This window comes from Gemmatimonadota bacterium (assembly GCA_041390125.1).
In the GTDB taxonomy this organism is placed as follows: domain Bacteria; phylum Gemmatimonadota; class Gemmatimonadetes; order Longimicrobiales; family Gaopeijiaceae; genus JAGQIF01.
On record JAWKQN010000009.1, the window covers coordinates 162336 to 174535 of the forward strand.

At 70.6% G+C, this 12200-nt stretch carries 11 protein-coding genes; all 11 read left to right on the top strand.

The annotated features are described in order from the left end of the window. Positions 1-10: 10 nt before the first annotated feature. The 11 genes from R3E98_11260 to R3E98_11310 are packed head-to-tail and all read left to right on the top strand — an operon-like array spanning position 11 to position 12190. The gene (locus R3E98_11260) at positions 11-1711 is read left to right on the top strand and encodes a CTP synthase (protein MEZ4423984.1); all 1701 of its coding nucleotides are present in this window, start codon (positions 11-13) and stop codon (positions 1709-1711) included. 1 nt (position 1712) lies between these two features. Next, entirely contained in the window at positions 1713-2510 is a 798-nt protein-coding gene (kdsA, locus tag R3E98_11265) for a 3-deoxy-8-phosphooctulonate synthase (GenBank protein ID MEZ4423985.1), read from the top strand. After that, positions 2507-3103, top strand: coding sequence for an HAD-IIIA family hydrolase (locus R3E98_11270; GenBank protein ID MEZ4423986.1), 597 nt, complete (start codon positions 2507-2509; stop codon positions 3101-3103). The genes kdsA and R3E98_11270 overlap by 4 nt, the downstream gene beginning before the upstream one ends. Then, entirely contained in the window at positions 3090-4133 is a 1044-nt protein-coding gene (locus R3E98_11275) for a KpsF/GutQ family sugar-phosphate isomerase (GenBank protein MEZ4423987.1), read from the top strand. Before R3E98_11270 ends, R3E98_11275 begins: the two co-directional genes overlap by 14 nt. Then, the gene (gene lptC, locus R3E98_11280) at positions 4130-4675 is read left to right on the top strand and encodes an LPS export ABC transporter periplasmic protein LptC (GenBank protein MEZ4423988.1); all 546 of its coding nucleotides are present in this window, start codon (positions 4130-4132) and stop codon (positions 4673-4675) included. The genes R3E98_11275 and lptC overlap by 4 nt, the downstream gene beginning before the upstream one ends. Before the next feature lie 35 nt (positions 4676-4710). Further along, on the top strand, positions 4711-6561 hold the full coding sequence (locus tag R3E98_11285; GenBank protein ID MEZ4423989.1) for a hypothetical protein: 1851 nt from the start codon (positions 4711-4713) through the stop codon (positions 6559-6561). Continuing rightward, positions 6558-7409 (top strand): LPS export ABC transporter ATP-binding protein, encoded by an 852-nt coding sequence (gene lptB, locus R3E98_11290; GenBank protein ID MEZ4423990.1) that lies wholly within the window; start codon positions 6558-6560, stop codon positions 7407-7409. The genes R3E98_11285 and lptB overlap by 4 nt, the downstream gene beginning before the upstream one ends. 26 nt (positions 7410-7435) lie before the next feature. Continuing rightward, complete coding sequence (rpoN, locus tag R3E98_11295) at positions 7436-8944, top strand: RNA polymerase factor sigma-54 (protein ID MEZ4423991.1); 1509 nt, start codon at positions 7436-7438, stop codon at positions 8942-8944. Positions 8945-8952: 8 nt separating this feature from the next. Beyond that, positions 8953-9900, top strand: coding sequence for a glycosyltransferase (locus R3E98_11300; GenBank protein ID MEZ4423992.1), 948 nt, complete (start codon positions 8953-8955; stop codon positions 9898-9900). Further along, on the top strand, positions 9897-11057 hold the full coding sequence (wecB, locus tag R3E98_11305; GenBank protein MEZ4423993.1) for a UDP-N-acetylglucosamine 2-epimerase (non-hydrolyzing): 1161 nt from the start codon (positions 9897-9899) through the stop codon (positions 11055-11057). The genes R3E98_11300 and wecB overlap by 4 nt, the downstream gene beginning before the upstream one ends. Then, positions 11054-12190 carry a glycosyltransferase family 4 protein gene (locus tag R3E98_11310; protein MEZ4423994.1) on the top strand — a complete coding sequence of 379 codons (1137 nt, stop codon included), beginning with the start codon at positions 11054-11056 and terminating at the stop codon, positions 12188-12190. Before wecB ends, R3E98_11310 begins: the two co-directional genes overlap by 4 nt. Positions 12191-12200: the final 10 nt, after the last annotated feature.

Genomic DNA, 12200 nt, shown 5'->3' on the forward strand with positions numbered 1-12200 from the left:
GCGAGGCGAGATGACCGAGACGACGCAGACGACCAAGTACATCTTCGTGACCGGCGGCGTGGTGTCGTCCCTGGGGAAGGGGATCGCTGCCGCGTCCCTGGGCCTGCTCCTCAAGGAGCGGGGCCTCAGGGTCACCCTGCAGAAGTTCGATCCGTACATCAACGTGGATCCCGGCACGCTGTCGCCTTTCCAGCACGGCGAGGTCTTCGTCACCGACGACGGCGCCGAGACCGACCTGGATCTGGGTCACTACGAGCGCTACCTGGATCAGTCTCTCTCGCAGGCCAACAACATCACGACCGGTCGCATCTACCAGACCGTCATCACCAAGGAGCGCCGCGGCGACTACCTCGGTTCGACGGTCCAGGTGATCCCGCACATCACCGACGAGATCAAACGCGCCATCCGCCGTCTGTCGGTCGACCACGACGTGGTCATCACCGAGATCGGCGGAACGGTGGGCGACATCGAATCCCTGCCGTTCCTGGAGGCCATCCGCCAGTTCCGACAGGACGTCGGGCGCGAGAACGTGCTCTTCATCCACCTCACCCTCGTTCCGTACATCGCGGCGGCGGGCGAGCTCAAGACCAAGCCCACCCAGCATTCCGTGCGCGAGCTGATGGAGATCGGGATCCAACCCGACATCCTCATCTGCCGCTCGGAGCATCCGGTGGATGCGGATATCCGACGGAAGATCGCCCTGTTCACGAACGTGGAGCCGGACGCCGTCATCGAAGCCCGCGACGTGGAGAGCATCTACCAGGTCCCGATGGAGCTCCGGAAGCAGCGCCTGGACGACGTCGTCGTCCGCCGGCTCGGTCTGGATCTCCCTCCGCCCGACCTCGGCCCCTGGACCGACATGGTGGAAACCTCCATGCACCCGGGGCGCGGAAAGGTACGCATCGCGGTGGTGGGGAAGTACACGGCCCTCGTCGACTCCTACAAGTCCGTGCAGCAGGCGCTGCTCCATGGCGGGATCGCCAACGACGTCGCCGTCGAGATCGACTGGCTCAACAGCGAGAGCTTCGACGAGGACTCGGCCGCGTCCCGGCTCGCCGCCTACGACGGCCTGTTGATCCCGGGCGGGTTCGGACCTCGCGGTGTGGAGGGCATGGTCGCAGCCATCCGGCATGCGCGCGAGAGCGGGCTGCCGTTCTTCGGCATCTGCCTGGGTCTGCAATGCGCCGTCATCGAGTTCGCACGCCACGTGTGCCGTCTCGGCGAGGCCCACTCCATGGAGTTCTCGGAGGACACGGGACATCCCGTGATCTGCCTCATGGACTCCCAGCAGAACGTCACGCGGAAGGGCGGCACCATGCGCCTCGGTGCCTACCGGGCGGCGCTGGAGCCCGGCTCGCTCGCGGCGCGCATCTACGGGCAGTCCTCCATCAGCGAGCGGCACCGCCATCGCTTCGAGGTCAACAACGAGTACCGGGCGCTCCTGGAGGAGCACGGCCTCAAGGTGAGCGCGGTCTGGCCCGACGGCGGGCTCGTGGAGATCGTCGAGCTTCCGGACCACCCCTGGTTCCTGGCCGGGCAGTTCCATCCCGAGCTCAAGAGCCGGCCCATGCGCCCGCACCCCCTGTTCGCCTCGTTCATCGCCGCTGCGGTGCGGCGCCGGGACGGGGTGGTCCCGGGACGGCGCGGTGCCGACGAGGGCGGCGCGGCCCCCGTCGAGATCGGCCGCACGGCGGACGCCCCGGCGGTCTGAGGTGTTCGAGCGGTTCTTTCTCATCGCCGGTCCCTGCGTCCTCGAGGACGACGCCTTGAACCTGGGCGTGGCGGAGGCGCTGGTGCGGATCGGGGACGACCTGGGACTGCCCATCGTCTTCAAGGCCTCGTTCGACAAGGCCAACCGCTCGCGGCTGGGCGCGGCCCGGGGGCCCGGCCTCGATGCGGGACTCCAGGCGCTGGCCCGCGTGCGCGAGGCGACCGGCCTGCCCGTGCTGACGGACATCCACGAGGCCGACCAGGCTGTCCCCGCCGCGGAGGTGGTGCAGGTCCTGCAGATCCCGGCGTTCCTGTGCCGGCAGACGGACCTGCTGCTGGCCGCCGGGGCCACGGGGCGACCGGTCAACGTGAAGAAGGGTCAGTGGATGGAGCCCGAGGAGATGGCGGGGGCGGTCGACAAGGTCCGCGACGCCGGGGCCGCCGACGTGGCCGTCACCGAACGAGGCACGTTCTTCGGATACGGCGACCTCGTGGTGGACATGCGTGCCTTCGCGCGCGTCCGGGGTGCCGCGGGCGTCCCGTGCATCTTCGACGGCACCCATTCGGTGCAGCGACCCGGTCGGGGCGGCGGACGCAGTGGCGGGGACCCCGAGCACATCCCGGCGCTCGTCCAGGCGGCCGTCGCGGCCGGCGCGGATGGGCTGTTCCTGGAGACCCACCCGGAGCCGGCCCGCGCGCCGTCGGACGCCACCACCATGCTGCCCCTGGACCGGCTGCGGCCCCTGCTCGAGCGGGTGCTCGAGATCCGGGCGGCCGCCGGACACGGCTCCGGGGCGTGAGCGCGGGCTCCAAGGGGGGCCGCGGGCTGCCCCCGGCGCTCGATCCCGCCTGGGCCGCCGCGGTCCGCCTCGTCGTCTTCGACGTGGACGGCGTGCTCACGGACGGGGGCATCTATGTCCGCCCCGGACCCGACGACGGCGAGCCCGTCGAGCTCAAGCGCTTCGATATCGTGGACGGCCTGGGCATCAAGATGCTGATGACCGCCGGGCTGGAGGTGGCCTTCGTGTCGGGCCGCGTGTCGGGGGCCACGGCGCAGCGGGCGAAGGAGCTGGGGGTGCGGGAATGCCACCAGGATCCCGGGGCACGCAAGGTGCCCGTCATCGCGGGCCTCCTGGAGCGGATGGGGCTGACCTGGGCCGACGTGGCCCTCCTGGGGGATGATCTGCCCGACCTTCCGGCGCTCCGGCGGGTAGGACTGCCGGCTGCCGTCCGGGATGCCGTCCCGGAGGTGGTGGAGGTGGCCCGGTGGGTGGGGACCCGCCCGGGAGGACGGGGCGCCGCCCGGGAGTTCGCCGAGGCGATCCTGCGGGCGCGGGGCGTCTGGCCCGACCTCGTGGACCAGTACTGCAGGGAGCGGAATGGAGACGCTTGAGACCAGCGCGGGGCGCGCCGTCGCCGGGACGCCCGCGTCCGGGCGGGGGCGGGGCCGTGCCCACCCGGAGGACCGGGAGGGCGTGGTGGCCCGGGGCCGGCGCGTGCTCGAGCTCGAGGGCCGCTCGGTCCTCGCCCTGGCGGAACGGCTGGACGGAGCGTTCGCCGACGCCGTGGACCTGCTCGAAGGCTGCAGCGGCCGCGTGGTCGTCTCCGGCGTGGGCAAGAGCGGCATCGTGGCGCGGAAGATCGCCGCCACGCTGACGTCCACCGGGACGCCCGCCCTGTTCCTCCACCCGGTCGACGGGCTCCACGGAGACCTCGGCATCGTGGGCGAGCACGACGTCGCGATCCTGGTCTCGCGGAGCGGGGAGACGGACGAGCTCCACCCGCTGCTCAGCTTCCTCACGCGCGGCGGCGTGCCGGTCGTCGCCTTGACCCGCCCGGGATCGGCCCTGGCCCGTCATGCCACGGTCGTCCTCGATTGCACCGTGCCCGCCGAGGCCTGCCCCATGGACCTGGCCCCGACGTCCTCCACCACCGCGGCCCTGGCCATGGGGGACGCGCTGGCCATGGCCGTCCTCGAGCGGAAGGGCTTCGCCGCCGAGGACTTCGCGCGGCTGCACCCCGGGGGCGCCCTCGGTCGGCGCCTGACCGTGCGGGTCGCCGACGTGATGGTCGCCGACGCCTATCCCGCCCTGCCGGCGGGCGCGTCCATGAAGGACTGCATCGTCCCGCTCGCCGAGATGAGGGGCACCGTCCCCATCGTGGATGAGGATCGCCACGTGGTGGGGGTGGTGACGGCGGGAGACCTGACGCGCCTCATGGAGCGCGAGCCGGACTTCCTGGGCGTGCCGGTCGTCGACGTCATGACCCGCGCCCCCAAGGTGGCGCGCCAGGCCGACCTGGGCTCGGCGGCCGCCCGGGTGATGCAGGCCTACGGCGTCATGGCGCTGCCGGTGCTGGACGAAGACGAGCACCTGTGCGGTGTGGTCCATCTCCACGATCTGATGCGGGCGGGGGTGCTGTGAGGTACGGAGGCGCGGGAGCGGTGCTGGTGGCGGCGCTGGTGCTCGTCGGCTGCGAGGAGGCGGCCACGACCAACGTGGTGCCACCGGAGTTGGTGGGTCTGGACGCGGACAACCTCGTGTTGGGCATGGAGCACGAGATGACGCAGGGCGGGGTGCGCTACGCCACCCTGGAGGCGGATACGGCGTTCTACTACCAGGCGGAGGGCAAGTACGACCTCCACCAGGTGCAGCTCACGGTCTACACGACCACGGGAGTGGAGCGCGCCACGATGACGTCGGAGTGGGGCGAGCTGGTCGAGTCCACGGAGGCGATGATCGCGCGTCGCAACGTGGTCCTGCTCCTCCCCGACCGGGACGGTCGCCTCGAGACGCCGGAGCTGCATTACGACCCCGTCAACGAGAAGTTCTGGAGCGACTCCGCGACGGTGTTCACGGAGGCGGGCCGGGTGACGCGCGGCACGGGATTCGAGGCCGACCTGAACTTCACCAACGTCACGGTGCGCAACGGCAGCGTGCGCGGCCGGGGCGTGATCCGCTTCTGATCGGGCCGGGACGCGTGGGCAGGACGGCGTTCCCGGTGCTGCTCGCGCTGACGCTCCTGGGCGGCGGTCGGCTCGCGGCGCAGAACTCGTGCGACGTGCCGAACTTCAACCTCTGGCGGATCTTCGCGTCGGGGACGCCCAACGAGACCCACATCTTCACCGGCGTCACCGTGGTGTGCGCGGATGGGCTCGTCATCCGCGCGGATTCGGCGGTGGTCGTGCCCAGCCAGAGCGTCTCGCGGCTCTTCCGGGACGTGCGCTTCGACGAGGGCGGCCGCCTGCTCACGGCGGACCGCGCCGACTACTACTCCCGCGACGATCGTCTCCAGGCGTGGGGCTCGGTGGTGCTGGTGGACTCCGCCCAGGGCTCGCGCGTCGAGGGGGACGAGTTGCTCTACCTGCGTTCCGGCGACACCCGCCCGCGGCAGCGGATCACGGTGACCGGGCCGGAGGTCCGGGCCACGCTGCGGCCGCAGCCCCGACCCCGCCGTCCGGAGGTCTCCGACTCCGTGGCCGCGCCCGTGGATTCGTTGCCGTCGGACACGGCCGGTGTCTCCGACAGCCCCCCTGTCGCCGCGCCCGTGCCCCGCAGCTTTCCCTTCCACTGGCTCTGGCAGTGGATCCTGCAGCGCCTGGTCCAGGAGGGCGTGGTGACGCCGGGCGGCACCCCCGACCGCGCGGCGCTCGGTCCCGAGCCGGCGGACACGGCCGCCCGCCCCGACTCCCTCGTCGGGCCCGACACGACCCGCCGGCCCGCACCGCCCGCGGTCGACGCCGCGCTCGCGCCCGCGGGCCCACCGCAGGCCCCGTATCACGTCACCGCCCACCGGCGGATCGTGCTCGACGGCGAGAGCGCCTTCGAGGCGGAGGGTCAGGTGGAGGTCGAGCGTGAGGGCCTGCACGCCTTCGGGGAGCGGCTCCGGTACGACGAGGACTGGGAGCAGCTCCACCTGCTCGGCGCGGCCCGGAGCGAGGGGGAGCGGTATCGGCTGACCGCGGACGCCATCGCGCTCTACCTGCGCGACCAAGAGGTGGACCAGGTGGTGGCCCGCGACCGGGCCCGCCTCGCCACGGACGACCTGGAGGTGGATGCGCCCCGGATCCGGCTGTTCGTGGCCGATTCGACCGTCACGCGGCTGGCCGCAGGGCTTCTGGGGCCCACGGACACGGTGCCGGTCGTGGGAAGCCAGGGCCCCGAAGGCGCGGTCCTGTGGAGCTCCCTCGAACCCGCTCCCGGGGACAGCGCCCGCGCCGTCGCGCGCGCGGAGGACTTCCACCTCTCCGCGGATTCGCTGGACGTCCTCACGCCGGAGGAACAGCTGGAGCGGGTCACCGCCATCGGGCGCGCGCGGGGCGACTCGTTCTCCCGCGACTCCCTGAATGCCGCCGAGACGCCCGAGCTCGTCCGCAACGACTGGCTCGAGGGAGACACCATCGTGGCCCTCTTCGCGCCCGACTCGACGGCGCCCGCCACGGCGGACTCCGCCGGGACGGATCCCGCGGGGTACGTGCTGGAGCGCCTGGTGGCGCAAGGCGGCGCCCGGAGCCTCTACCGCCTCGAGCCCAGCGACACCACGCGGGCCGCGACCGACCGTCGCCTGGCCGTCCACTACGTGGTGGGGGACACCATCGCGATCACGATGGTGGACGGGGAGGTCGATCGCATGGAAGTTCATGGACAGACACAGGGGCTCCACCTGGAGCCGATGGCGCTGCCGGCGGACACCGCCGCCGCGGACAGCCTCCGAGGGGACACGGCCCGCGTGACGCCCGACACCGTGCGGGTGGGAGAGGCCCCTGCGCCCCGGACGCCGGGACCGCCCGTGCCCGCGGAGCTGCCGCGGGTGGCGCGACCCGAAGACCGACGTGCGAGGATGGAACGATGAGCGACGAGCAGACCCCCGGGTCCTGGCAGGACGGGGAGGCACCGCGGACAGCGGGGCTGTCGTCGGACGCGTCCGCCCTGGTCACCGTGGAGGACACCGGAAGCCGTCTGTGGGCCGAGGGCCTGACCAAGGTCTACCGCAAGCGCAGGGTCGTCGATGGCGTGGCCATCCACGTGCAGCAGGGCGAGATCGTGGGCCTGCTGGGTCCCAACGGGGCAGGGAAGACCACCACGTTCTATATGATCGTGGGCCTGATCCCGCCGGACCGGGGTCAGGTCCACCTGGACGAGCGCGACCTCACCGACGTCCCCATGTACCGCCGCGCCCGCCTGGGGGTGGGCTATCTGGCGCAGGAGCCTTCGGTCTTCCGCAAGCTGACGGTGGAGGACAACGTTCTGGCCATCCTGGAGACCCTCAAGCTCTCCAAGGCGGACGAGCGCGCCCGGCTGGAGGAGCTCCTCGCCGAGCTGTCCCTCTCGCACCTGCGTGACTCCAGGGCGTATTCTCTGTCTGGAGGGGAGCGACGCCGGCTGGAGATCACGCGGGCGCTCGTGCAGCGGCCCAAGTTCATGCTGCTGGACGAGCCGTTCGCCGGGATCGATCCCATCGCGGTCAACGACATCCAGACGATCGTCCGGGAGCTGAAGACCCGGAACATCGGGGTCATCATCTCGGACCACAACGTGGAGCAGACCCTTGAGATCGTGGACCGGGCATACATCATGTATGAAGGCCGCATCCGCGTTTCCGGGTCGGTCTCGGAGCTGGTCTGGAACGACGAGGTGGCCGAGATCTACCTCGGCCCCACGCTGACGGCGCGCATGCGCCAGCGGTACGCCAGACCCTAGGGAAAGGACTCGGAGCGGGGCAGGCCATGGCTTTCAATACGAAGCTGTACCAGAGCGCGCAGCTCAAGCAGGAGATGAAGATCAACCCTCGCCTGTACCAGGCGATGGAGTTGCTCTACATGCCCCTGCTGGACCTGCAGCAGCATCTCAAGACCGAGATGGCCGAGAACCCCTTCCTGGAGATGCAGGAGGCCGACGTCGAGGAGGACGTCGAGGTCACGGAGGAGGGCAAGGAGGAGAAGGACGAAGACGAGATGGACTGGGAGGAGATCCTCCTGGACGGCTTCGACGTGGGGGGGCGGCGCCAGCAATACGAGCAGCGCGAGTTCTTCCAGCCCACGCCCGTGGCCTCCCAGGACCTCCAGGACCACCTCTTCGAGCAGCTGCGGCACTCCGACCTCGCCGAGCGCGACATGCGCATGGGCGAGGAGATCATCGGCAACATCGACGATGACGGCTCCCTCTCCTGTGGTCTGGACCAGGTCGTCACCGGCGTCAACGATTGGCTGGACGAAGCCCGCGCCGTCTCCCGGGATCGCATCGCCGGCCTCGCGGACGAGGACGAGATCGAGTATCGCAACGAGCTGGCGCTTCTGGACGAGATCTTCCACCCCTACACGGTCGAGGACGCCGAGAGCGTCCTCAAGGTCATCCAGAACTTCGATCCGCCCGGCGTGGCCGCGCGCGACCTGCGTGAGTCCATCCTGATCCAGCTCCGTCAGCTGGGGGAGCAGGATACGCTCGCCGCGAAGATCGTGGAGCACCACTTCGACGACCTGCTGAACCACCGGTGGTCGGACATCGCCAAGACGCTGTCCATCTCGCCCAAGGAGGTGCAGGACGCCGCGGACGAGATCTCCAAGCTCGACCCCAAGCCGGGCCTCAAGTACTCGGCCGCACCCGATCACTACGTCATCCCGGACCTGATCGTGGAGGAGATCGACGGGGAGTACATGGTGTTCGTGAACGACACCAGCCTGCCGCGTCTGCGGATCTCGCAGGCGTACCGGGAGGTGGCCCGCGACAAGAACCAGTTCAAGGGGGAGAACAAGGAGTTCATCTCCTCCAAGCTGAACTCGGCCAACTGGATGATCCAGGCCATCGAGCAACGTCGTCAGACGATGCTCAAGGTCATGAACTACATCGTGGACCGGCAGCGGGCGTTCTTCGACAAGGGCGTGCAACACCTGAAGCCGCTCACCCTGCGCGAGGTGGCCGAGCATATCGACATGCACGAGTCCACCGTCTCCCGGGTGACCAACGAGAAGTTCGTGCAGACGCCTCGCGGCGTGTATTCCCTCAAGTTCTTCTTCTCCAGCGGCCTCTCTACCGCCACGGGTGAGGACATCTCCGCCCGCGGCGTGAAGGCGAAGATCAAGAAGCTGGTGGACGAGGAAGATCCCAAGAAGCCGCTCACGGATCAGACCATCGTGAACCTGCTCAAGTCGGACGGGGTGAAGATCGCGCGTCGTACCGTGGCCAAGTACCGCGACCAGCTCGGGATCCTCCCCGCGCGGATGCGGAAGCGGGTCTGAGCCCGGACGTGCGCCGACACGACTTCGCGGTCGTGGTGCCCGCCTACAACGAGGCGGCCGTCATCCCCGACCTCGTCCGCGAGCTCAAGGCCGCGTTCGCCGCGCACGAGCTGGATGGTGAGGTCCTCCTCGTAGACGACGGGTCGTCCGACGGGACTGCCGAGCTCGCCGAACGCGAGGCCGCCGGCTGGCCCAACTTCCGGGTGCTTCGCCATCGGGTGAACCGCGGGAAGACCGAAGCCATGGTCACGGCGGCCGAGGCCACGGAGCGCTCGGTGCTCGTCCTCTTCGATGCCGACCTGCAGCACACGCCGGACGAGATCCCCCGCTTCCTGGAGAAGATCGACGAGGGCTGGGACATCGTGACCGGCCGTAAGATCGGCGCGTACGACAAGCGGGCGGTGTCCTCCGTCTACAACCGTCTCAGCCGCTGGATCTTCCGGGTGCCGGTCCAGGATCTCAACTCCATGAAGGCCTTCCGGCGGGAAGTGCTGACCGAGATCCCGTTGCGCCACGATTGGCATCGGTTCTTCGTGGTGATGGCCTACGCGCGCGGCTACAGCGTCAGCGAGATCGACGTGACCCTCCACCCCCGGCGGGCGGGCGAATCCAAGTACCGGGGGCCGTTCCGGGTCATCGTGGGTCTGCTGGACCTCGTGTCCGTCTGGTTCCTGCTGCTGTTCTCGCGCAAGCCACTCATCCTGTTCGGGGTCAGCGGCCTGGTGCTCGTGGGTCTGGGCCTGACCGTCGCGCTGGTGGCGTTCTACCTGCGCTTCGTCATGGGGCAGGGGTTCCGGCCGCTGCTCTACCTGGTCATCCTCCTGGAGACGGTGGGCTTCCTGCTGCTGGGCTTCGGCCTCGTGTCGGAGATGATCGCCCAGCTCCGGACGGAGCTGGAGCGGGTCAAACGGGACCTCGACCGGACGCTGCGCCCGGGGTCGGAGGGCCGGCCGTGAGCGCAGGCGCTGCGCGGCCGCGCGTCCTCGCGGTCGTGGGCACGCGCCCGGAAGCGATCAAGATGGCGCCCGTCATCTCCGCGCTCGAGGCGCGTGCGGACGAGGTGGACGTGACCGTCGCGCTCACCGGTCAACACACCGACATGGTGGACCAGGTCCTGGAGGTGTTCGGCTACGCGCCGGCGTACGACCTGGAGCTGATGCGGGACGGGCAGACCCTCTACGACGTCGCGGACGGATGTCTGGCCGGACTGCGGCGCGTGGTCCAGGAGGTGCGGCCCGACGCGCTGGTCGTCCAGGGCGACACGGCCACGGTCTTCTTCGGGGCACTGGTCGCGTTCTTCGAGCGCGTGCGGGTGGGCCACGTGGAAGCCGGTCTGCGCAGCCACGACAAGTGGGCGCCCTGGCCGGAGGAGATCTTCCGCCGTCTGACGGACGTGGTCACGGACTTCTACTTTGCGCCCACGGCCGGGGCGCGCAACAACCTGCTCGCCGAGGACGTGCCTCCCGACCAGGTCTTCGTGACCGGCAACACGGTCGTGGATGCGCTGCGCCAGGTCTCGGCCTCCGACCGGACCGCCACCCATCCCCGCGTACGTGCGCTGCTGGCGTCGGGGCGACGGCTGGTCCTGCTCACCGCGCATCGACGCGAGGCGTTCGGGGAGCCGCTGCGCGCCGTGTTCGGCGCGGTGCGCCGCATCGTGGATGCGCATCCGGAGATCGACCTGCTCTACCCCGTGCACCCCAATCCGAACGTCCGCGGACCCGCCCAGGAGCTGCTGGCCGACCATCCGCGGATCCACCTGACCGAGCCGCTCGGGTACGTGGACCTGGTGCGGGTGCTCGAGCGCGCCCGCCTGGTGCTCACCGACTCCGGAGGCATCCAGGAGGAGGCTCCCACGTTCGGGACCCCGGTGCTCGTGCTTCGCGACGTGACGGAGCGACCCGAGGGCGTGCGGGCGGGCGTAGCGACGCTCGTCGGGACCGATGCCCAGCGCATCGAGCGAGAGGCGGCCCGCCTGTTGAGCGGGAAGGGGGCAGCACGCGTCACGTCGAACCCGTACGGGGACGGGCGTGCCGGCGAGCGCATCGCCGATGCGTTGATCGCCGGTCTGGCCGGGACGCCGCGGCGTCTGCAGGAGTGGCGGGCGCCATGAACGTCCTGATGCACTGCGTCTACTTCCCGCCGGAGGTGGGCGGGCTCGAGAGCCACGTCTACTACCTCTGCCGCGCCCTCGTGCGCGCCGGCCACTCCGTGAGCGTGGTGACGTCGCGGTCGCTTCCCGAAGCGCCCCCCTACGAGGTCATGGAGGGGATCGAGGTCCACCGCACCTGGTTCCCGGCCCGCAACCCGGCCGGCTGGATCCTCCACGCGCTGGGTTCCCTACCGACCACGCGCAAGCTCGCCTACCGGGCCGACGTGGTGCACGCCCAGGCCTTCCAGTCCGTCCCTCCCTGTGCCTGGGGCGTGCGCGGTCAGAACACGCCCCTGGTGGCCACGCTGCACACGTCCCACTTCCTGGTGCGCGCGCAGAAGCCGGCCTGGCAGCCCGTCCTGCGCCGCGTCGTGACCGCCCCCCACCACGTCTTCGCGGCCAGCTCGGAGATCGCTGCGGTCGCGGAGTCCCTGGCGCCCGGCGTGCGGGTCGAGCCACTCACGAACGGGGTGGAGACGGACCTCTTCAAGCCGGTCAAGCCGGCGTTCCCCCCGGGAGCACGCCGCCGCCTCGTCGTGCCGCGGCGACTCTTCCCCAAGAATGGCGTCGAGTACTTCATCCGGGCCCTGCCGCACATCGCGCGCGGCGCCGACGTGGAAGCGCTCCTGGTGGGGGATGGGCCCGAGCGCGAGCGCCTGGAAGCGCTGGCGCGGGAGCTGGGGGTGGCCGAACGCGTGCGCTTCCTGGGGCGGCAGGTCAACGCGGACATGCCCGCGCTCCTGTGCTCCGCCGAGCTGGCCGTCTTCCCGTCCCTGATGGAGGCCACCTCGGTGGCCGCGCTGGAGAGCATGGCGTGCGAGCGCCCGGTCGCGGCCTCGCGCGTCGGCGGTCTGCCCGAGATCGTCGATGACGAGGTGGGCGGCCTCTTCGAGCCCGCCGACCCCGAGGACCTCGCGCGCGTGGTGCTGGAGCTGTTGGCCCGCCCGGACCTGGCCGACCTGGGCAGGCGGGCGCGCCGTCGCGTGGAAGAGCAGTGGAGCAACCGCCGCCTGGCCGAGCGCCACATCGAGGTGTACCAGGATCTCCTGCGCCGCGCGCGCGGCCGCGCCTGGAGCGCGGCGCACCCGAGCTGACGGAGCCCGA